We start from the raw sequence: 21,539 nt of genomic DNA on the forward strand, positions 1-21,539 counted from the left end.
CGCAAGGCAGCAATTTCGGCGGTTGCCGCTTATTTCGACGGACTAGCTCTTCCGATTAACCTGTTCCACATCCATCTTTAGGGTTGGTAACCTCACATGGGAGCAGGCGCAGCTCGTAACGCTGCCTGCTGACTTCGACCGTGTGGCCTGAGTTCGGTCCTCCGTAGCGAACGACCATGTCGACGTTATCCCGGAGAGCCTGGTAGGACGTGATCTTGCCTTTGCCCTTGGAGCCGTATTGTTCGCCGATTACAACGGTGAGGGGCATGGCCTGCCTATCGAGGGGTAATGTCTGTCAGCAGACTGTCCAATTTCGGCACGATCAAGCGCTCTTCCCGCTCATTCCCCAACGCTTCGTACTCTCCAGTGAGAAAGAAGTAGCCGACCACCGCCGATGTAATCGCGTCAAGCTCATCATGACTGCAGGGTTGCGAGAGAAACGCGCCACGAATGCCGAAGGCTTCCAGGCCCTTGGCGAGGTCTTCCAGGCTGGATCGCTTCCGAGGGATTCGCATGATGTCCTGAGCTGCCCCGGGGTAGCTCTCGATCACGGTGTACCCGCGCCTGCGAAACGCTCCAGCGAGGCGCATCCCGCGCTCTGTCAGTTTACGCATGCTTGGCAACAAACACGGATAAACTCGGACTCCCCGCTTCCACAAGATTCGCTCGCATTCGCGCAAGATGCCCTGAGCCCGACATCGACACGACTCCTCGGTACAGCATCGCCCAAGGGGAATGCCTAGGGGCGAATCGATCGAGATGATGTCGGGCGCCTCCTCGACGGTTTCTTTGACGAGGTCTTTATCCGTTTTGATCAACCGCGTCTCGGCCCAGTCGCCCTTGAGCAAAGCCCAACCTGTCAGGCGTTCTTCTGATGCCCGAAGATCGATTCCCACAACCTTCGGCATTCTCAAGCCCGGCATTCTCGCTAAGAGATTGTTGAGCGTGATTGTGGGCCGCTCACTCGGCCTCGATTGCAACACAAGCCCGTGATTGCCCACGACAAGCTTGGCGCCTGCCCCGTTCACCGACACGTGGACGGGCACTGGCTTGGGACGTGTCAGACGAGGCTCTTGCTGGGGGAAGCCGGTTCCGTTGAGGAGTCGGCTTGCTAATTGCTGGCAGCTAAACCGAATGAGGCTCCGCAGGCTCGTGACATCTGCCGTGTTGTATGTCACAAGCTGTTCAAGGGACCTGACATCCCCACGACGATAGCGTGCCCACAGGACCGTTGCCATCAATCCATCAACCGATTCGGCTTCCTTGCTTCGCTTGAGTCCGAGGCGCCGTTCAATCTGTTTCAGTCCTCCCGAGTATCCAAGTCTCTTCAACAGATAGCGGAGGTCAAGGTGAATCGGCGGCAATTGCAGGGTGGGAAACTTGGTTTTCAGGAACGGAATGTCGAACAGTGTGCCGTTGAAGGTGATGACAATCTGGTATTGTCGGAGCAGATCGTGAAGTTGATGAAGATTATGCCCGGAGATGAGGGTGGTCACCCGTTCCCCGTCATAGAGACCCACGAGCGTGATGTCGTCGTAGTAATGGGAGAGCCCCGTTGTCTCGATGTCCAAAAAGACAGCCTTGGCGTGAAAACTCGGATAGAGTCTCCACCATTCGTCGCGGGGAAGGCGTTCTGCGAAGAAAGACACGTCATCGCGCTCGAATGCTTCCAGCGATTGGTGAGTCACCCGAGCGACTTCGGATCTCGCGCGGAGAGATGTCGGAAGTGGCGCACAAGACTTCAGCAACTTTGTCCAGGAGGTAATCCCTCCCAGCCACAAAGCCCGTTCTGTTGTCTCGCCGACTCCTGGGAGGTGAACGAAGGTTCTCGGCAGGATTTCCGTGGTCGTCGACACTGTCAGCACTCCACCGTCCCGATGGCCTTCGTCCAGCGTCTCCAGCCCAAGCGGGCTTGACTGTAGACTATAGCCATAAAGATGTAAAGATGCTGATCGAGCGCATATCGAAGCCGAACGTCAGGATGGAACTCCGCGACCATCTCTCATTCGTCGTTAGGATCGCTCCATGCGTTACGGTGAGTCGACCGGCAGACACTTGCGCGGCACGATCTCGGTCGGCTCCAGCGGAGGGACCTCCTTGTCCGATGCCACGCCTAGCTCCTTGAACCGGCGCGCAGCCGGCAGAATCCTGGCCTCCAGTGAGCCGACCGCCTTGTTATACGCGATCACGCTTTTCCCCAGCGCCTGCCCTACGTCGTTCAGGTGCTCGGCCAGCACGGCCATCCGTTCATAGAGATCCTTGCCCAGGCGGCCTGCCTCTTCGGCGTGCGCCGCCAACTGTTCCTGCCGCCATCCGTAGGCGACCGCGCGGAGCAGGGCGATAAGGGTCGTCGGCGTGGCGATCACCACCCCGCGCGCGAACCCATCCTCGATCAACGTCGGGTCCTGATCGAGCGCCGCGCCGAGAAATTGCTCACCCGGCAGGAACAACACCACGAACTCCGGCGCCTGAGGGAACTGGCTCCAGTATGCCTTGAGACTCAATTCATCCATGCGCGCCCGCACCTGCGCCGCATGCCGTCTGAGCTGCTCGAGACGCTGCGGATCATCCGGCGCCTCATGGCGCCTCCAGATAGGCCGAGAACACCGTCTTGGCGTCCACGACGATCTGTCTGCCGCCGGGCAGGTGCACGACCATGTCGGGACGCAGGCGCCCTTGTTCGCCATCGACCGTATCCTGTTCGACGAAATCGCAGTGAGCAACCATGCCAGCCAATTCGGCCACGCGCTTGAGCGTGATCTTGCCCCACCGGCCGCGCACCGTCGGCGCCCGCAAGGCTCTGACCAGATTGCCGGTCTCCTGCTGGAGCCGCTGCTGGGATTCGGCCAGGAGCTTGAGATGCTGGTCCAACCCGCCGTAGGCCGACTGGCGGGATTGTTCGAGCGCGTGGAGCTGCTCTTCGTAGTGTCTGAGGGCTTCCTGGAGCGGCTTCACCAGTTCGTGAATCGCCTGCTGGCGCTGGGCCAGCTCGCCCTTCGCCTCCGCCTGCAGAGTTTCGAAGGACGTCTTGGCCAGGTTCAGGAAGGTGTCATTGTTCTGTCTCAGGGCCTCGCCGGAGAGCGCCTGAAAAGTCTCGACCAAATCCTGCCGGGCCTGACTGAGCAGCGTCTTTTGTTCCTGAAGATTCTTGAGGGCTTCCTCCGCGCGCGTCTCGGCCGAGACCCGAGCCTGTTGGGCTTCGGCCAATTCCTCCCTCAGCCGCAGGATCTCAGCCCGCTCCTGCTCGGAGCGGCGACGAAGTTCGGAGGCTGCGGCCTCCGCCCGCTGGGCCCGCTCTGCGCTTTCGATGAGGCGTGTATGCGTCTGTGCGCGAAGTCGTGACGCGGTCCAGAAACCGGCGAGCGCCGCACCGAGCAGGAGGCCAACGGCTAAGCCTGCTAGGAGGCCAGTCACGTCAAACATCGGACCACCTCCGCCGCATGGCGTAGAAATAGGCTCAGGGCTGAATCGCGATTGGTTGTGTTGGGAAAGCGGCGCAAGCCTACGAGAATCGTTGAGAAAGGTCAAGCCGTTGGACGCTGCTTGTTGGACGCCGTCCCCTGAGAAAAACGATCGTTTGTGACAGATGAAATCATGGTATCGAGGAAGGTAGGATAGGGTCAGCGGCATCGCTGCTAGGAGGCCGGAACCATGCGAGAAAGGAACTGTCGGGCCATAGTCGGTCTCGCCGCCGGGGCGCTGGCCTTGATGCTCACCGCACGGGTCGATCTGCTGGATCAGGCCTCGGCGTTTCCGGTGAGCGACGCAGCCTGGTCCGATGCGCAATGGCAGGCACACTGCCAAGACGTCCGCACCAGCTATAACCCCACGGCGCCGCTTCGCACCGACGCGTTGACGATCACACCGGCCGATCCTCGCTTCGTGGATTTCGTCTTCTGGGTGTGGGCCAACAAGATCATTGAACACCAGGTCGAGCAGGTCGGCGGCACCGAATGGAAGGGGCCAACCAACGGCGTGATCTTCCACTGGGCGCCCGGCTCTCGCTGGGAAACCCACACGCTCGTACCGTTCGAGCACGCAATCCATCACATTTCCGGCGAACATCGCTGGCCGACAACATGTTCAAAGAATTCTTCGAACCCTTCGGACCCATCAAGGGAGTGAACATCGCCGAGCGACTCTCGATGGACAAGCCACCTACCTGGGCGCAGTTTCTTCAGCATATCGGCGGGCCGGACAGTCCGTATTACCGCTATGTGTTTCATCAGGAGACGGCGATCGATCCTTCGCGGCGTGTGGTGATCATGACGGGCGGACAGGGCGTGCTGTTTGAGTACACGTTCGAGCGGTACTTGAAAGAAGTCAAAGAAGTCCTGACCGACTGCAAGGCCTTCCAGTTCTTCCAGCTTTATGATCGATACGGCCAGGGCTTTGCGTCAAAGATCGGTTGGGCGGGGCAACCGGTGCCGAAGCTCCCGGAGCCTGCCGGTTCCGGCTTCACCTTGCAAGACCATCATTAATTAGAAGGAGACGGGCGATGTTGCGCCTATTCCCATTGAGGATTCTTATCGGTTTCCTGTGTTGGGCGGTCTTTGCCTGGGAGACCCAGGCCGCCGATCGGACAACGCTGCTGACCGAGCCGGGCGTCTATGCCACATTCGCTGTGTTCTCCATTGACGCAGACTGGTGGAAGCTGGACAAGAATGCTCGCGCCTCGGCGGCAGCGGTAGTCAAAGACATGATCCGGAAACATAGCGAGAAGATGGCTATCGATGTCTATCTCTTGCGCGGGCTGTCCGCTCAGGCGGACTTTTTTCTTCGTCTCCATGCCCAGGAGATACTCGACAATCAAAATTTTCTCCTGGAGTTGATGAGCACGCTGTTAGGGCGTCACCTCCGCAACACGCAGACGTTCAACGGGCTGACCAAGAAAGCCAACTACGTGCCTGGATTTTCCGAGGACCTGAAGGCGGCACTCAAAGCCCAGGCCGATGCTGGGCCGACGCCTTACGCGATCGTCATGCCGATCCAGAAGGACGCAGAGTGGTGGCGGTTGGATCAGGCGTCGAGGATCGAGATGATGAAAGAACACACAGAAGCCGCCGTGGCCTATCTCAAGACCGTGAAACGCAAGCTCTACCACGCAACCGGCCTCGACGACCTCGACTTCATCACCTATTTCGAGACCGCCCGACTCGACGACTTCCACAACCTCATCATCGCCCTTGAAAAGGTGCAGGAGAATCGACACTATCGCCGCTTCGGTCATCCGACGCTGCTGGGAAGCATCCGACCACTGGACGAAATTCTGGAGATCTTAACAAAGTAGATGGGCTTCAACCGGCGTCGGGGCGAGACCGATCCGTTTTGGAGGCGAGACGATTTCGGACGCAAGGACGACCACCGGCAGTCGGAAGAGAAAACGGGGGAGACATCATGATGGTCCAAGCGGCCGAAGGAGACCTCGTGTCGCGTCCACCGCGATCTGCTCGCCATCCTTGAGGAGCTTCGTCACACCCGGGACGTTGACGACCGTCGGCAGACCATATTCGCGAGCGATGATCGCGCCGTGGGAGAGCGTACCGCCCATTTCGGCGACGAGTCCGGCGGCAAGGCTGAAGACCGGCGCCATACCGGGATCGAGCACCGGAGCTACGATGATGTCGCCGCGTTTGACTTTCCTGACATCGTCTGGAGAGAGGAGGAGACAGACCGGTCCTTCCGCATAACCTGTGCTGACGGGGGTTCCGCTCAGCGGGATGCTCGTTGTCCGTGGCGACTGCTGCCTTTCCGCATTGTCCCATTCCCGTCCGTCGTCTCGTATCGTGTCCGGCGCCTGGTATGTCGCACGTTCCTTACGCTCTGTCCGCCGTCCGGCGATCAGACTTTTCCAGTCTTGCGAAGGATTCCACGCGATGGCTCTAATCTCTTCGGCGGTGAGCAAGAAAACGTCGTGCGGGGTGTCCAGTACGCCGGCTGCCGAGAGCTGTTCTCCCAGCGCCAAGGCCAGAAGCCGCGTGGCGGCGGAAAAATACATCAGATGGTGGCGGTTCGCCTCCCGCAAGGCGAGAAATCGGCAGAGCCGCCGGTACCACCAGCGAAACGCCATCCAGTTGTGGAGACGCCACCCCATTCGCCGGCGGATTTCTGCTAGAGCGGCTTTCCGCGCCGACTCCTGCTGCCACAGGATCTCTTCGACCGATTTCCCGCCCCTCGCTTGCAGGTGAGCCCGGATGACACCCAACAGATAATCTGGTTGCTCACTGAAGCGGGGCACGGCCACGTCGGACTCGCCGAGAGCCCGATGGCCGAACTCCGCCAAGAACCGGTCGAACTCCTTGAGAAACCGCGTGCCGGCCAGGACGGACCGGAACCGATCCGGCGTCCATGGAACAGCGAGAAAAAAGGCCCGTGCCCGGTCTTCCTGCCTTGCCTGGTTTGCCAGTTCGGCCAGCCAAATCACCTGTCTGGCGCTGATGACGGTACCCTGTCCTTGCAACGCCGCGTTCAGCAATCCCCGCCACCCTTCGCCGATCGCCCGAGACGATAGGAACCCGAGGGTTCGCAAAGCCTGTCCCACGCCGGCTACGATCGCGAAGGTCAGATCGTGTTCCTGCAGTCGTGTTCTAATCAGGTCCATTCGCGCAAGCAATTCCGCGATGCACAAGCCTTTGAGCGAATCCGCATGGAGATCGGTTGCCATCCGCTTCATCTCAGCAAACCAGGTCGGCGCACGCCGCGAGGCCTGCCGCATCTTCCACATGAACAGGCTTCCCGCCCACAGAAGTGTCCACCAGGGCAGCCGTTCGACGCCGACCGGCAGCGCGCCGCCATGCCCGCCCATCTGTTCAGCGACATCCCGCGGGTCGCCACCCAATTGCGCCATGAGGGTTTGAAACAACGTTACGTTGATATAAGGACGCCCCCGCACGATCCGCACCGCCTGTGCATTCTCCGGGATCTTGCAGCCCGCCTTTCGATAATGTTTGAGGATCTGGTGCTCCATGAAATGGTTCAAGAAGGAAAGTCCCAGCGGGCTCGGCAGCTCCGGCATGGTCTCCTTGAAATTGGCGCGCGACCACTCGCACGGCCCGGATGCCGTGGTTGACGGCGCACCTGCGGGAAGAAGCGATCTCGCCTGGAGCAGCCAGATTCCCTGACGATCGATCGCCCACTCGACATCGACCGGTTCGCCCAGCGCTCGCTCGACCCGCTTTACCAGTGCCGCCAACTCCAGTACGGTCGAGTCTTCCAGTGCCGGTTTCCTCTTCTCATCTTCGTCGACTACCTCATTTCGCTGACCGGTCGCCGCTGGGACTCTCCGTCTCGGCTTTTCCGCGATCGTACGCTCCACCACTGTGGCCACAGGCGTTCGCTTGGATTCGTCGAAGACGACCACATAGTGGTCCGGTACGATGCGACCGGCTACGAGCAAGTCGGCCAATCCCAAGACGGCATTGACCAATACGCGGTCCGGTCGACCCGTCGCCACATCTTGGGAAAAGGCCACGCCGGAGGCGGTAGGAGAAAGAAGCGGCTGAATGATCACCGCCATCTTCGGCGGGTCCGTTACCATTCCCCAACGGCGAGAGTAGGCGAAAGCCGTCTCGGTCCACAGCGAAGCCCAGCACGAGACCACAGCCGCCGGAATGTCATCCCGGGCTACACCGAGAACCGTTCGATAGATGCCCGCGAAGGATCCGTCCCGCCCGTCCTCGCTCGAGGCCGACGACCGGACCGCCCAGAGTCCACTGGCGCCGGGAGGTTTGTCTCTTTCCAGCTCATCCAATGACGCCGCCAGGGGATCGAGAAGCGCTCGCAAGAGGCTCGGCTGCTCAATTGCGCGCCGGCAGGCGGCCAACGTGACCTGGCGGTCACGGTCGGATTGGGTTTGAAGCGTGCGCCATTGATCGCGAAGACGAATCCCCGTGCGTTCAAGCGCTGCTTCGTACAGCGCCGTCGTCAGGCAGATCCCGGGCGGAATGCGGAAACCGTGAAGAATTAGGCGGCGTAATCCGGCCGCTTTTCCACCGGCCAGCGCGCGGTCTTCACAGGCTTCCAGCGGCAAGAGAGCGGGATGAGTCATGGAACGGGATTACACGCAAACGAGGACATACAAGTCGTTCACATTCGTGCCGGTCGGGCCGGTTACGATGTGGGCGTTCAGCTTTTGAAAGAACGGATAGGCATCATTGTCGCGCAGCGCGCGCGCCGCATCCAGTCCCACCCTGGCCGCGCGCAGGACCGTGCGACCATCCGCCACCGCCCCGGCCGCCTCGGTCGGGCCGTCGGTGCCGTCCGTGGCGAAGCCCGCGAGCCACACATTGGGCAATCCGGCGATTTCCAGTGCGGAAGCCAGTGCAAACTCTTGACATCGTCCGCCCCGGCCGCCACCCCGAACCGTGACGGTCAGCTCTCCTCCGGCGATCAGGCAATAGGGACGTCGAAAGGGCCTGTCGTCCGACACGATTTCCCGTGCGATGCTGCCGAAGACTTTCGCCGCTTCCCGCGCTTCGCCGGTCAACGTTGTGGTCAGAATGGCGGAAGTAATCCCGGTTGTTTTCACGGCTCTCGCGGCCGCTTCGACCGCTGCGCGGTTGTTGCCAATGATGAGGTTCTGCACACGGCGGAAGACCGGCGAGCCCGGCTTGGGCGTCTCCGCAACCCGGCCCGCCGCTCCGGCGGACAAATGCCTGCGGACAGGCGTCGGCATCGCGTTCCAAATGTCGTAGCACCGCAGAATGGCACAGGCCTCGTCGTACGTCGTTGGATCGGGCGCGGTGGGACCCGAGCCGATGGCGGCCAGATCATCCCCGATCACATCGGAGAGGATCAAGCTGATCACCCGCGCCTGCGTCGCGGCAGCTAGTCGCCCTCCTTTGATCGCGGAGAGGTGTTTCCTCACCGCATTGGTCTCTTGAATGGTCGCCCCGCTTGCGAGCAGCAACTGAGTCGCCGTTTGCTTATCAGCGAGGCTCAGGCCGGGGACCGGAGCTGGCAGCAGGCTGGAGGCGCCTCCGGACAGGATCACGATGAGCAGGTCGTTCGACGTAAGGCCGCCGACAAGCGTCAGTAGCTTTGAGGCGGCCCGCTCCCCGGCCCGATCGGGAACCGGATGGCCGGCTTCCATGATCTCGATCTTGTCGGTGGGGGCCGCGTGGCCGTATTTCACGACCACCAGCCCAGCGTCCAAGCGATTGCCGAGCACTCGTTCCAGCGCCCACGCCATCCGCGCAGAAGCCTTGCCGGCTCCAACCGCCACGACACGGGGGTGCCGCTGGAGGTCATAAACTCTTTGGCCGACTCGCAGTGAAGTCCCTTCCCGTCGCACGAAGCGACGGATTGCCTTGGCCGGGTCTGCCGCCGAGAGCGCCGCCGCGCAGATCCGGTGAAAGAACGCGCGGATGCGACGCTGCGACACGCCGACGCGCATAGTGCCAGGCCCTTAGGGGGTCTTCTCTTGCTTAAAGCAGCGGTCGGGGCAGGTTTGCCGCGGGACTTTGATCTGATAGGTTCCTTTGGGTAGGAAGTCTTTTCTGATCTCCGGGTTGAGCATCTTGAGTTCGAGGAAGTAGGTGCCGAACTCCTCGGCGATGGCGGTGAGATGCCGTTGTGCTTCCTTGATCGTGACGGTCACCATCTCGGTCTCCAACGGCGCATACAAATCTTTTTTCGTCAGGCCGAGGTACTTCTCAGGTTGGGAATAGATCTCCTTTGCTGCGATGATCCGGGGCACATAGCGCATGGTTTCTCGCGGGCCATGGAGCTTCCAATAATCATTCACCTTTTGTTCTTTGAGCAACTTCCTGATGCGGTCTTCGCCTGCATTGTACGAGGCCATTGCCAAAAACCAGTCGCCTTGGTGGAAGTCTTTCAAGTGACGAAGATACTTGATGGCGGCCTCCGTCGACATTTCCAGATTGCGTCGTTGGTCCAGAAACTTGTCGCTGTGGAGTTTGTAGCGCTTGCCGGTCGAGCCGATGAATTGCCAGGGGCCAGATGCCTTCGCGCGGGAATAGGCGGCGGCGACGCACTTGCTCTCTACGAGCAGCATGTACTTCAGATCGTCCGGCAAGCCCGCCTCGGCCAACTGCTTTTCCACCGGCGGGAAACATCGGCCCATGCGTTTGGCCAAGATAATGCTTTCACCTTGCTCCTCCAAAAACTGATAGAATTCATACTCGATGCGCTCGCGGACCTGCCAGTTGTCCAGCGGCACCGGCTGACCCGCAAAGAACAGCTTTTCCGGCAGCTTGAACGAACTCAGGAAGAACCGCTCGCCTTCCCGTTTGATTTCCGGAAGGATGACGAGGCGGTCTTCCGCTTCGGCAAGTTCCTCCATAGCTCCTTCCGAAGGAGTCTCACGATCGGCGTCGAGACCTTTGGCATCCTGTCGTCGGTCACCGCCGGCGGAGGGGAACGCCTCAACCGCCTTCTTGGAAGACGCCTTCCCGACGGTCGCGTCCGCCGGTTCCCGTTCCGCCGCAATGGACATGAATAGAAGACCAGACAGTGAAGCCGTTGCAAAGACCAGCAAGGCTGTGAGCTGCAACTGCATAGGGGATAATTTCGTCCAGGATCGAGACGTCTATCTGCGTTTTAACCCATGCTAGCAGCAAGTGAGAGGGCGAGCAAGAATGAACGCCCTTTCCCGGTCGTGTTACACTCGTCCCTCATGCGAGCGCTGGATCTTCTGAACGAACGCATCGTGCGCTGCTCCCGCTGTCCTCGGCTGGTTGCCTATCGGGAGGCGGTCGCCCGAGTCAAGCGCCGCCAGTTCCGCAATTGGACTTACTGGGGTCGTCCCGTCCCGGGCTTTGGTGATCCCGACGCCCGTCTTTATGTGTTGGGACTGGCGCCGGCGGCCCATGGGGGCAATCGCACGGGCCGGGTCTTTACCGGCGACCGCAGCGGTGATTGGCTCTATGAGGCGTTGTACAAGTTCGGCTTTGCCAATCAGCCGACGTCGATTCATCGGAACGACGGGCTTCGACTGCGCGACTGCTACATCGGCGCGACGGTCCGGTGCGCCCCCCCGGGCAACAAACCCTTGCCGGAGGAATTTGACAACTGCCAGCCTTATATGGTCGAAGAGTTACGTCTGCTCGCGCGGGTCCGTGTCGTGGTCGCGCTGGGGAAAATCGCCTTCGACCGCTATCTGAAAGCCTGTGGCGACCTGGGTCACAGGATCCCTTCGCCGTCGCCTGTATTCGGCCACGGCTTGTCGTACCCCCTCCCATGGGGCGTGACGCTGATCGGATCGTATCATCCCAGCCAGCAAAACACCTTTACTGGAAAACTGACAAGACGAATGTTCCATTCCGTCTTTCGGCAAGCCAGGAGGAGGCTCGACCAGCGATGAGCGAGGTGCGGCGGGCCCGCGCTATTTCCGGCCACCTGCTTCCCAATCGGCTAGAAATTTCTTGAGCCCGACATCCGTGAGCGGATGTTTCACCAGTTGTTGAAAGACTGCGAAGGGCATGGTGCAAATGTCCCCGCCAGCCAACGCCGCCTCCACCACGTGTTGGGGATGCCTGACGCTGGCAACCAAAACTTTGGTCGGGAAGGCGTAATTGCGGAAGATTGTGACGATCTGACGAATGAGCTCCATGCCGTTGGAACTGACATCGTCCAGCCGGCCGATAAACGGGGACACGCACCAGGCGCCCGCCTTAGCTGCGAGGAGAGCTTGGGTCGGCGAGAAACAGAGCGTGACGTTCACACGAATCCCCTCCGCCGCCAGCCGCTTCGTTGCCTTCAAGCCTTCCGGGATCAGCGGACATTTCACCACGATGTTCTTATGGATTTTGGCCAGCTCGCGCCCCTCCTTCACCATGGCCTCCGCTTCGACGCTGACCACTTCGGCGCTTATCGGTCCGTCTACAATGTTGCAAATTTCGAGCAGCACGTCTTTGAAGCTCCGGCCTTCCTTCGCCACGAGTGACGGATTCGTCGTCACCCCGTCCAGCAAGCCGAGACTCGCCGCTTCTTGAATCTCTTTCACGCTCGCGGTATCAAGATAAATGTGCATAGACTCTTCCTTTCATGCTTGGAAGCTTTCGTCGCAGCCGTCGTCTCTGTTAGGAGTGATTGTAGGAACATCTCAAGGACAAAGCAATTCCCTCTCCTTCGTGCAGCGGTTTGACAGGCATGGGGGTGGTGGTTACAATTCTTGTACGTCGATTCATTCGCTCCCTTTATAATTAACGGCGAAGCGTCGAATGGATCAGGCCTGAGAAGGAATCATGAAACAGCCATTTGTCTGCGTTGTGCTTCTCACACTGCTGTTCGCCGCTTGCGGGCGGAATCCCTATCTTGAAGCCTCGCTGAAGCCTGCCGAGTTGCAAGGGAAGGACAAGGCATGGTTCGAAAAAAACTGGGGAGCACCGGACGGCAAGGCGCCGCGCTTTTTCGGAGGCGAAACCTGGACCTATTATCGCATCGCCGGCGGCAAATCGGGTCTGCCGCTGTTCAATTTTTCCCCGAACGAGTGTCAGATCACGCTGAAGTTCGACAAGGACGAGAAACTGACCGATTACAGTTATTCCGGCTGCTAGCCGGATAACTGCTTCTGAAACGTTAACGCGCAGTCACGGCTACAAAAAAAGTAAGTCTGGCCTCCGATCTCTGCCATAACCGCCGTTCCTTTCGGGACAAAGATCTTACAGACCGGATCTTGCACCATCTTGTTGCGGTCTTCCATCAGCGCCCCACCGCCCGTGCCCCTCTTCCCGGTTAGCTCTCTGATGGCGCTTCGGATGAGAAAATACAGCAAGATCAACAGTCCCGTAATGAACAATAGCCTATACATTGTGGATCTCAGCGTGGAATTCCACAATCCTATGTGAGGTCTGGCTCTTCTGTCAAGGAGTGCACACTTGACGAGGCTTCGGATCACTTTTTCGTCGTCCATCATCCATAAGGTCCATAGGCCGATTGTCCACCTGAACGAGGGGCCTTTGCACCAAGAATCCAGTACTTCAGGAGGATAGTCATAGACAGAGGGCGGTGTTAAAGTAACGGCATGCAAACGTGCGATAAATGTCGGGGAACAATGTTGCCGGAACGGGCTGTGGACCTTGACGCCGGGCTGGCGATCACAGTCTTTGCTTGCTTGAACTGCGGTCGGCGAAAAGCCGTCGATCCGGAGCCGCGACCGTTGACGGCACGACATTAATTTTCTTCAGCCCCTGAGAACAATCACGCCTGCTTCTACGCGTTCAGACCGCGCTGCGGATGCGGTCTTTCGTACCATCGGCACTCGGCGTGTTACGGCTCAGGTCGGCACCAATCGAACGGAAGGACTGAAGGGAGAAGTCTGTGCTGTGCTCGGAAGTGCGGCGGATGCTCGAAAGTCGTCCGCCGAAGAACCACCATGAAACCGCCTGTTCATCGAATAGCGACCGTTCCCTTCACTGCAGTGCTCTGCTGTCCGTCATGCTACCGGCTCATGAGTTTCACACGCGGCCAGAGCGCGATCCAGTGTCCTACCTGTGGCTCCACGGTCAGTAGCCCGAACCTTCAGGTCTCTTGCCAGTAAATCCCTTTAAGCCGTTGGCCTTCCGGGTCGCGCACAGGCTGTCTACTTGAGACCTAACACATCCTGCATGTCGTAGAGTCCGGGAGGTTGTTTCACGACCCACCGCGCCGCGCGCAGGGCCCCCCGGGCGAATGTGTCGCGACTCTGCACCCGGTGGATCACCTCGATGCGCTCGCCGATGCCGCCAAAGAGCACGGTGTGATCGCCGACGATGTCGCCCGCCCGTATGGTCTGAATGCCGATTTCCCCGCGTTTGCGCTCCCCGATCAACCCTTTCCGAGCATAAACTCCAACCTGGGCCAAGTCGCGGTTCATCGACCTGGCAAGCACTTCCGCCATCTTCAGTGCCGTACCGCTCGGCGCATCTTTCTTCAAGCGGTGATGTGCCTCGATTACTTCGAGGTCGTACTCCTCTCCGAGGATTTTGGCCATCTCAGTGATGACTTTGAAGATCACGTTGATGCCTACGCTCATGTTCGGCGAAAACACGCACGGGACTTGGCGCGCCAGACTTTTGAGTTCGTCCAGTTCTTGAGAGGAAAAGCCAGTGGTGCCGATGACCATCGCCCGGCGATGCTGAACAACGGTTCGGAGGTGGGCCAGGGAGGACTGAGGTGTGGAGAAATCGATGACCACTTCACCACGCTCCAGGAGCGCGGACAGGTCGTCCGTGATGGGGATACCTGTCTTACCGCAGCCGGCGAGCTCTCCCGCGTCTTCGCCGATGGAGACATGCCCTTTCCTTTCGACCGCCCCGGTTAAGGTCAGGGCGGCCGAGTCCTTGAGCAAGGCTACAAGCCTGGAACCCATGCGTCCGGCTGCGCCAGCCACGACGACTTTAATCACACCGGGACCTCAAGAGGAAACGAGAGGGCGGTCAGCGACCGCCGAACGCTGATCAGATCAACCCGTACTCTTTCATCACCCGCGCCAACTTATCGCGATTTTCCCGCCCCATCGGGCAGAGAGGGAGACGCAGTTCCTCTTCGATTTTCCCCATCATGCCGAGAGCCGCTTTGACGGGGATCGGGTTCGTCTCCAGGAACAGGGCGGCGAACAACGGGGAGAGTTTGAAGTGCAGCCGCCGCGCCTCCTCTATCCGTCCTTCCGCAAAAGCATCCACCAGGCGAGCCATGTCCGCCGGCGCAATGTTCGCGGTGACTGTGATGACGCCCTTGGCCCCGACCGCCATCATGGGCAAGGTAAGCGGATCATCGCCGGACAGCACGGTGATCCGGTCTCCGCACATCTGGACGATGTCCGACGCCTGCTGCACCGCCCCGCTTCCCTCCTTGATCGCGACAATGTTCTGTACGGAGGTCAGCCGGGCCACCGTCGCCGGCAGCATGTTGACGCCGGTCCGCCCCGGAATATTGTATAGCACGATCGGGATGTCTGCGGCTTCGGCCACCGCCTTGAAGTGGCGGAACAACCCTTCCTGAGTCGGTTTGTTGTAGTAGGGAGTGATCAACAGGGCGCCGTCGGCTCCGACGCGGTTCGCATGCCGGGTTAAGGCAATGGCCTCATCGGTGCAGTTAGAGCCAGTTCCGGCGATCACCGGCACTCGGCGCTTGACCACCTCGACGGTGAAAGCGATGACCCGTTCGTGTTCTTCGTGCGAAAGGGTAGCCGATTCCCCGGTCGTGCCGCATGGCACGATCCCGTCGGTGCCGTTGGCGATCTGCCATTCAATAAGGTCGCCCAATGCTCGTTCATCCACCCGCCCGTTCTTAAAGGGTGTGACAATAGCGACGAGTGAGCCGGTAAACATCTCGATCCTCGCGCAAAAGAGGTGCCGCCTCGCTACCTGAGGAAATCCGGAATAGTTTCGCCCCGCACGAGATCCGCGTAGGTTTCCCGCGCGCGGATCACATGCATCTCTCCGCCCTTGACCAAGACTTCCGGTGCCCGCGGCCGGGAGTTGTAATTGGACGACATCACGAACCCGTAGGCGCCCGCGCTCATGACCGCCAACAACTCCCCCGGTTTGGCCTCGGGCATTGAGCGATCTTTGGCCAGAAAGTCACCTGACTCGCAGACCGGGCCGACCACGTCGACGGTTTTCCGTTCGCCGTGTGCGGCCGCTTCCCGAATCGGCCGAATATCGTGGTACGCGCCGTACAGGCTCGGGCGGATCAGATCGTTCATCGCCGCGTCTACGATCATGAACCGTTTGGCCTCGCCTTCTTTGGTGTAGAGCACCTTGGTGACGAGGACGCCGGCATTCCCCACGATGACACGGCCCGGTTCCATGATCAATACGCATTTGAGGTCCCGCACCAGCGGCGAGATGGCGTCCGCCAGATCCTGGGGCCTCGGCGGTGATTCGTCGGCGTACGTAATGCCCAACCCGCCGCCGATGTTGACGTACCGGATGCCGATTTCCTGTGCTTTGAGGGCCTCGACCAATCCGAGCACTTTCCGGAGCGCCTCGACGAACGGCGTCACATCGGTGAGCTGGGAGCCGATGTGCTTATGAACTCCGACGACCTCGATGTGCTTAAGCGACGACGCCAGCTTGAACTCTTCGAGCGCGCGATCCGCACTGATTCCGAATTTGCTTTTCTTCAACCCGGTCGAAATATACGGGTGCGTCTTGGGATCGATGTCCGGATTGATCCGCAGCGCCACCCGCGCCCGAACGCCCATCTCGGCTGCGACTTCGTCGATCGCATGGAGCTCAGCCGAGGATTCCACGTTGAACATGAGAATGTCCGACTTGAGCGCATCGCGGATTTCCTCTCGACTCTTTCCGACCCCAGCAAATACGATCTTCGAAGTCGGCACCTCGGCCTGCCGGGCACGGTACAGTTCGCCGCCCGAGACGATGTCCACGCCGCTGCCCTCACGGGCCAGCAGCCGCAGGATCGCCAGGTTGGAATTGGCCTTCATGGCGAAAGCGACGATGTGGGGAATGTTCTGAAACGCGCTGTCGTAGGCCCGGAAGTGCCGCAACAAAGTCGCATGGCTGTAGACGTAGCATGGCGTGCCGACTTCCTTGGCGATACGACTAAGCGGGACGTCTTCGCAGTAGAGTTCGCCCTGACGATACTGGAAATCATGCATCTTGGAGGTCCTCACTGAGCATTTCAAGCCCGCTGATCGAAAGCCCCTGCAGCGACGCTTCGAAAGCCGCCTTGAACTTTCGATAGCGGACTCTGGCATACGGCATGATGGCTTTCAACGCCTCGCCGTCCAGCAGGGCGCGCAATGCATCGGGCGTCGCGTGCTTCAAGTGTTCGAAGTTGACAATAATGTCGAGCCTGGCTTTCTCCGCCGCTTCCTTGATCCGCTTGAGCAGTTCCTGCGCATTGAGCCGGTCAAGTGTGCCCTCCAACTCCACGACTAAGGCGGCGAATCGGTCGTGCCGCTTGGCCTTGATGTTCAACCAAAGTTCGTGGGCCGGCCCCGAGGTCGCATCGAACCGTTGCTTGATCGCATGCAGCGCGTTGGGGATCAGATGTTCGCAATCGAGCGCCGGCAGTTTGGCCTGAAGATTCTTCAGGACCTTGGCCACCGGGGAGAGGGTGCCCCGCGGGCACGCCCGTTTGATCAGCTTGCGGAATTCCCGGTTCATTTCCCATCGGGCGATGAATCGCTGTTTCGTTCCCAGCAAGCGGTACCAAATCGACGGAAGCGAATAAAAGCGGTGATTGGCCCAGTAGAACCCCTCCTGCAGTTGCTCCGGTGTCATACGGCTCGGATAGAAGACCACGTGTTTGCCGTCATACTTCGCCCAATCCCGGTCGAAGATGCGGCCTTCTCGATTGTACCGCTCGTACAACGCCGTGCCCGGGAGCGGGGTTAGCACGTTGAAGTAAGCCAGCTCCACCCGGTTCTTTACCAGGAACTCCACGGCCCGTTCGAACACCGATTCGTCGTCGTTATCGAAGCCGAACACGATGCCGGGATTGACCATGATCCCGTAATCGTGAAACATTTTGATTTCCTGCGAGAACTTCTGCACACGGTTGAAAGGCTTGTTGGTTTCCTCCAAGCAGTCCTCATCGAGAGATTCCATCCCGACGAAAACCGATACGCAGCCGCTTTCCGCCGCGAGCTTGACCATCTCTTCATCGTCACCCAGGAACAACGTCGACTGGCATCCCCATTTGATATTCAGGGGCTTGAGCGCCGCCCACAGCTCGCGGCAGTAAGCGCGGTTGCTGTTGTGCAAATCGTCCACGAAGGCGAAGATCGTCCCATCCTCGATGCCCAGCCGGATGCGCAGACCGGTCAGGAACGCTTTCCAGAGCGGCTCGTTTCGCATCCGGTCGACCAGTTCGCTCCGGATCCATTGCTTGATATGCGTCAGTTCTTTCACGACCTCCTGAACCGGCCGGCGCCGCGTCGTCTTGCCGTTGAACGGTGACACGCTGCAAAACTCGCAATCGAAATGGCACCCCCGCGTCGTGAAGCTGCATTGCCGGGTCATGTAAGCGTCCGGGCTGAGCAGGTCGACGCGCGGGCTTCTATAACGTTCAAGCGATGGAAACTTCTCCATCTTGTACACGCGCTTCATCGCCCCGGCTTCGAAGTCAGCGATCAATTCGGGCCAGAGATCCTCGGCCTCCCCGCAGACGATCGCATCGCAGTGTTGGAGCGCTTCATCCGGACAGTACGTCGGATGCACCCCGCCCAGCACCACTTTCTTGCCGCGTTTTCGGAACTCTGCGGCGATCTCGTAGGCCCGCGGCGCATAGCAGGTCATAACCGAGAGCCCCACCAAGTCGCAGGGATGTTCGAAATCGATGTCCCGCACGGCTTCGTCGATCAGCTCGACGTGCCAGGTCTCTGGTGTGTAGGCCGCGATCACCGGCAGGCTCAACTTCGGAAACCACACCGCCCGCCGCTCCGAAGCCGTCAGGTGATAAGGGTTATTCCTTGGATAAGGATCAACCAACAAGAGGGTCTTCGTCCTTGTCGTCGACCTCGCAGGTCGGATCAGCTCCATCGGTTTCTCCTCCTGATTGTCAGGTAGCCCATTGTCAACCAGGCCGACGCTCCCGCCCGGTTGTCGCGCAGCGTTCTCCCACAAACAAACTCATGCGCACTATCTGATGCCGACCGGCCTCAACGGCGGCAGCTCAGGCTCAGAAGAAGGTTCGACAGCGCCTGATTTCCCTTCCTGTCGTTGGGCGGCTTGTGCGCGCTCCTGAGCTTCTATCTCCTGTTCCTTTTGTAACCGGGGGGCGATCCCCACATCTTCGGGCGCGATCGGGGATCCGACGACGCCGCAGCCGGCGGCGATCGTCATGACCGCCAGGGTAAGCCCGAATGCCGTGACGGGGTCTCGCTCTCTCGTCATGCCAGTGCTCTCTCCAAAACCTTGATTCTCGCCTCGACCCGCTTGCGCGCTGTGCCGCCGATCTGGGCTTTTCGCTCAACCGCACCCTCCACCGTGAGCACGTCCAGTACGTCTTTGTCGAACCGCTCGGAGAATGATCGGAGTTCGTCCAGTGTGAGAGTCTCTAAGTCTCTCTGGTGATCCAGGCAGAACCGCACAATCCGGCCGGTGACGGTATGGGCTTCACGGAACGGGACGCCCTTGAAGACGAGATAATCCGCCAACTCCGTGGCCAACATGGCGCCCGAAGCGGCCGCGCGCTTCAGTGTATCGCGGTTGACCTTCAGTCCTTTGATCAACTCCGCAGAGACCTCAAGAGAGGCCGATACGGTGTCCAGCGCGTCGAACAGCGCTTCCTTGTCCTCCTGAAGGTCACGGTTGTAGCTCAATGGGAGTCCCTTCAGCGTCGTCAACAGCGCCAGAAGATGACCGTAAACCCGGCCGGTTTTCCCTCTCACCAGTTCCGGCACATCCGGATTTTTCTTCTGCGGCATCATGCTGCTGCCTGTGCAGAAAGCATCCGGCAGGTCCACGAATTGGAACTCCTGAGAGGTCCACAGTATCAGTTCTTCGCTGAGCCGAGACAGATGCATCATGATCAGGGAGAGCGCGGCCATCACCTCGATAGCGAAGTCGCGGTCGGAAACGGCGTCGAGACTGTTCTCCGTCACGTCGGTAAAACCCAGCAGACGCGCGGTGTACCGGCGATCGATTGGGTAGTTCGTGCCGGCCAGCGCTCCTGAACCCAGCGGCATCACGTTCAATCGGGCCAGGGCGTCGTTGATCCGTCCCTTGTCTCGCTCCAACATCTCGACATAGGCCAAGAGGTGGTGAGCCAGCAGCACCGGCTGGGCTCGCTGCAAATGCGTATAGCCCGGCATGATCACATCCAGGTGCGCCCGCGCCTGAGAGAGGAGCGCACGCTCCAACTCCTCGATCCGGCCGGTCATTGCCTTGAGCGCATCACGCAGGTACAGGCGGATGTCCAACGCCACCTGATCGTTCCGGCTGCGACCGGTGTGCAGTTTCCCTCCCAGGGGCCCGATCAACTCCGTCAGCCGGCGCTCGATAGCCATGTGGATATCCTCGTCCTCGGGGACGAAGGGGAAGCGTCCTTCATCAAGCTCTGCCTTCACTGCCTCCAGCCCGCGGATCATTTCTGCCGTCTCGCGAGAGGTCAGCACACCCGCCCGCTTCAGGGTCTTGCAATGGGCGATACTGCCTTGAACATCGTGCGCGTAAAGCCGTCGGTCAAAGGCAAGCGACGAGGTGAATGCCTCCACCAGCCGATCGGTCCGGTCGCGAAACCTTCCCGACCACAGTTTGGTCATCTCGTGTGACGCGGGAGGCGTGGTGCGTAAACGACTGGCAACCGCTTCCCTCTTTTCCCGAACGCCGCGTCGCTTCTTTCCGCCCATGAGTTCTCCGCCAGCGCGCATTGCGAAAGACGCTTCACCGATTTACGCCTTTTTTTGGTTTTTGGGCCGTTGCGCGCGGATGGCGAGCCGCAGCGCGTTCAACCGGATGAAACCTTCCGCGTCCTTCTGCCGGTAGACTTCGTCTTCTTCGAATGTTGCCATATCCAACCGGTAGAGCGACCTGGGCGATTTGCGGCCGACGACCATGCAACCGCCTTTATATAATTTCACCCGGACCGTGCCGGTGACATCCTGTTGAGCCTCGTCGATCGCTTTCTGCAACATCAGCCGCTCCGGGCTGTACCAATATCCATAATAAATCAGTTCGGCGTAACGGGGAATCAAACTGTCGCGAAGATGCAAGACCTCCCGGTCCATCGTCAGCGACTCGATCCCCCGGTGCGCGACATGCAGAATCGTCCCACCCGGCGTTTCGTAGACGCCGCGGGACTTCATGCCGACATAACGGTTCTCGACCAGGTCCACCCGGCCCACCCCATGCGTTCCGCCCAGCCGATTGAGATGCGCCAACAGCGTCGCTGGGCTCATGCGCTTGCCGTCCACTGCGACCGGGTCTCCCCGTTCGTAGTCGATCTCGATTTCCCTGGGCTTGTCCGGGGCCTGTTCGGGCGAGACGGTCATCTGAAAGATTTCTTCCGGCGGCGCCTCCCAGGGATCTTCCAAGATCCCGCCTTCATAACTGACATGAAACAAATTAAGATCCATGCTGTAGGGCTTGGCTTTGGTCGCGGTCACCGGAATGCCGTGCGCCTGCGCATACTCGATGAGTTCCCGTCGCGAACGGAACGCCCACTCGCGCCAGGGCGCAATGATCTTGATCTTGGGGTCGAGCGCGAGGTATGTGAGTTCAAATCGGACCTGATCGTTTCCCTTTCCTGTCGCGCCGTGCGCGACGGCGTCTGCGCTTTCTTTCCGTGCGATTTCAATTTGACGTTGGGCGATCAGCGGCCTGGCGATCGAGGTCCCCAGCAGATAGCTTCCTTCGTAAACGGCGTTCGCCCGCAGCATCGGGAAGATGTGGTCTTTCACAAAGACCTCACGGAGATCTTCGACGTAGACTTTCGAGGCGCCCAAGGCTTGCGCCTTCGCCTTGACGGCCTTGAGATCTTCGCCTTGTCCGAGATCGGCGCAGAACGCCACCACCGCGCACCCGTAGGTTTCCTGCAACCATCGAAGGATGACGGACGTATCCAACCCGCCCGAGTACGCCAACACCACTTTCTTGACGGGTCTCTGCAACACGCGTGTTCCT

20 protein-coding genes are annotated in these 21,539 nt (G+C 59.9%); 5 read left to right on the forward strand and 15 right to left on the reverse strand.

Annotation, left to right across the window (positions count from 1 at the left end):
• Window positions 1-55: 55 nt before the first annotated feature.
• The 4 genes from ACWHTU_RS01090 to rmuC form a co-directional block, all read right to left on the reverse strand.
• Window positions 56-268 (reverse strand): adenylosuccinate synthetase, encoded by a 213-nt coding sequence (locus tag ACWHTU_RS01090; RefSeq protein ID WP_447861079.1) that lies wholly within the window; start codon window positions 266-268, stop codon window positions 56-58.
• A 7-nt stretch (window positions 269-275) separates the two neighbouring features.
• Window positions 276-1,649, reverse strand: a complete 1,374-nt coding sequence (locus tag ACWHTU_RS01095) for a ribonuclease H-like domain-containing protein (RefSeq protein ID WP_447861080.1) — start codon at window positions 1,647-1,649, stop codon at window positions 276-278.
• Window positions 1,650-2,030: 381 nt separating this feature from the next.
• Window positions 2,031-2,687 carry a DNA recombination protein RmuC gene (locus ACWHTU_RS01100; RefSeq protein ID WP_447861081.1) on the reverse strand — a complete coding sequence of 219 codons (657 nt, stop codon included), beginning with the start codon at window positions 2,685-2,687 and terminating at the stop codon, window positions 2,031-2,033.
• Window positions 2,578-3,423 (reverse strand): DNA recombination protein RmuC, encoded by an 846-nt coding sequence (rmuC, locus tag ACWHTU_RS01105; protein WP_447861082.1) that lies wholly within the window; start codon window positions 3,421-3,423, stop codon window positions 2,578-2,580. The genes ACWHTU_RS01100 and rmuC overlap by 110 nt, the downstream gene beginning before the upstream one ends.
• A gap of 228 nt (window positions 3,424-3,651) precedes the next feature.
• Between rmuC and ACWHTU_RS01110 the strand changes: the two genes are divergently transcribed.
• Genes ACWHTU_RS01110 through ACWHTU_RS01120 form a run of 3 tightly spaced genes read left to right on the forward strand, consistent with a single transcriptional unit; the run spans window position 3,652 to window position 5,290 of the window.
• On the forward strand, window positions 3,652-4,125 hold the full coding sequence (locus tag ACWHTU_RS01110; RefSeq protein ID WP_447861083.1) for a hypothetical protein: 474 nt from the start codon (window positions 3,652-3,654) through the stop codon (window positions 4,123-4,125).
• Window positions 4,126-4,145: 20 nt separating this feature from the next.
• Window positions 4,146-4,481 (forward strand): hypothetical protein, encoded by a 336-nt coding sequence (locus ACWHTU_RS01115; RefSeq protein ID WP_447861084.1) that lies wholly within the window; start codon window positions 4,146-4,148, stop codon window positions 4,479-4,481.
• Between the two features lie 17 nt (window positions 4,482-4,498).
• A complete protein-coding gene (locus ACWHTU_RS01120; protein WP_447861085.1) occupies window positions 4,499-5,290 on the forward strand; it encodes a chlorite dismutase family protein in 792 nt (263 codons plus the stop codon).
• A gap of 105 nt (window positions 5,291-5,395) precedes the next feature.
• Here ACWHTU_RS01120 and ACWHTU_RS01125 read toward each other — a convergent pair whose 3' ends face one another.
• From ACWHTU_RS01125 to ACWHTU_RS01135, 3 genes are read right to left on the reverse strand one after another with little or no spacing between them, the layout of a single operon-like run.
• Window positions 5,396-8,047 (reverse strand): PEP/pyruvate-binding domain-containing protein, encoded by a 2,652-nt coding sequence (locus tag ACWHTU_RS01125; RefSeq protein WP_447861086.1) that lies wholly within the window; start codon window positions 8,045-8,047, stop codon window positions 5,396-5,398.
• A gap of 9 nt (window positions 8,048-8,056) precedes the next feature.
• On the reverse strand, window positions 8,057-9,394 hold the full coding sequence (locus tag ACWHTU_RS01130; RefSeq protein WP_447861087.1) for a glycerate kinase type-2 family protein: 1,338 nt from the start codon (window positions 9,392-9,394) through the stop codon (window positions 8,057-8,059).
• Window positions 9,395-9,406: 12 nt separating this feature from the next.
• Window positions 9,407-10,519 carry a lytic transglycosylase domain-containing protein gene (locus tag ACWHTU_RS01135; protein ID WP_447861088.1) on the reverse strand — a complete coding sequence of 371 codons (1,113 nt, stop codon included), beginning with the start codon at window positions 10,517-10,519 and terminating at the stop codon, window positions 9,407-9,409.
• 117 nt (window positions 10,520-10,636) lie between these two features.
• Here ACWHTU_RS01135 and ACWHTU_RS01140 point away from each other — a divergent pair, with 117 nt between their 5' ends.
• Window positions 10,637-11,323 carry a uracil-DNA glycosylase gene (locus tag ACWHTU_RS01140; protein ID WP_447863290.1) on the forward strand — a complete coding sequence of 229 codons (687 nt, stop codon included), beginning with the start codon at window positions 10,637-10,639 and terminating at the stop codon, window positions 11,321-11,323.
• Window positions 11,324-11,344: 21 nt separating this feature from the next.
• On the opposite strand, the gene fsa is transcribed toward ACWHTU_RS01140, so the two are convergent.
• The gene (gene fsa, locus ACWHTU_RS01145; RefSeq protein WP_447861089.1) at window positions 11,345-11,992 is read right to left on the reverse strand and encodes a fructose-6-phosphate aldolase; all 648 of its coding nucleotides are present in this window, start codon (window positions 11,990-11,992) and stop codon (window positions 11,345-11,347) included.
• Window positions 11,993-12,206: 214 nt separating this feature from the next.
• On the opposite strand from fsa, the gene ACWHTU_RS01150 reads away from it, so the two are divergent.
• Window positions 12,207-12,518: a hypothetical protein gene (locus tag ACWHTU_RS01150; RefSeq protein WP_447861090.1), complete on the forward strand. Its 312-nt coding sequence runs from the start codon at window positions 12,207-12,209 to the stop codon at window positions 12,516-12,518.
• Between the two features lie 1,025 nt (window positions 12,519-13,543).
• Here the strand turns inward: ACWHTU_RS01150 and dapB are convergent.
• The 7 genes from dapB to ACWHTU_RS01185 all read right to left on the reverse strand — a co-directional run bounded on the left by dapB (window position 13,544) and on the right by ACWHTU_RS01185 (window position 21,526).
• On the reverse strand, window positions 13,544-14,347 hold the full coding sequence (dapB, locus tag ACWHTU_RS01155; RefSeq protein WP_447861091.1) for a 4-hydroxy-tetrahydrodipicolinate reductase: 804 nt from the start codon (window positions 14,345-14,347) through the stop codon (window positions 13,544-13,546).
• Window positions 14,348-14,399: 52 nt separating this feature from the next.
• The gene (gene dapA, locus ACWHTU_RS01160) at window positions 14,400-15,272 is read right to left on the reverse strand and encodes a 4-hydroxy-tetrahydrodipicolinate synthase (RefSeq protein WP_447861092.1); all 873 of its coding nucleotides are present in this window, start codon (window positions 15,270-15,272) and stop codon (window positions 14,400-14,402) included.
• A gap of 32 nt (window positions 15,273-15,304) precedes the next feature.
• Window positions 15,305-16,567, reverse strand: a complete 1,263-nt coding sequence (lysA, locus tag ACWHTU_RS01165) for a diaminopimelate decarboxylase (RefSeq protein ID WP_447861093.1) — start codon at window positions 16,565-16,567, stop codon at window positions 15,305-15,307.
• A complete protein-coding gene (locus ACWHTU_RS01170; protein WP_447861094.1) occupies window positions 16,560-18,455 on the reverse strand; it encodes a radical SAM protein in 1,896 nt (631 codons plus the stop codon). The genes lysA and ACWHTU_RS01170 overlap by 8 nt, the downstream gene beginning before the upstream one ends.
• Before the next feature lie 99 nt (window positions 18,456-18,554).
• Window positions 18,555-18,809: a hypothetical protein gene (locus ACWHTU_RS01175; RefSeq protein WP_447861095.1), complete on the reverse strand. Its 255-nt coding sequence runs from the start codon at window positions 18,807-18,809 to the stop codon at window positions 18,555-18,557.
• Window positions 18,806-20,179: an argininosuccinate lyase gene (gene argH, locus ACWHTU_RS01180; RefSeq protein ID WP_447861096.1), complete on the reverse strand. Its 1,374-nt coding sequence runs from the start codon at window positions 20,177-20,179 to the stop codon at window positions 18,806-18,808. The genes ACWHTU_RS01175 and argH overlap by 4 nt, the downstream gene beginning before the upstream one ends.
• Before the next feature lie 129 nt (window positions 20,180-20,308).
• On the reverse strand, window positions 20,309-21,526 hold the full coding sequence (locus tag ACWHTU_RS01185; RefSeq protein WP_447863291.1) for an argininosuccinate synthase: 1,218 nt from the start codon (window positions 21,524-21,526) through the stop codon (window positions 20,309-20,311).
• Between the last annotated feature and the right edge of the window lie 13 nt (window positions 21,527-21,539).

The sequence above is a fragment of the Nitrospira calida genome, from assembly GCF_976986435.1.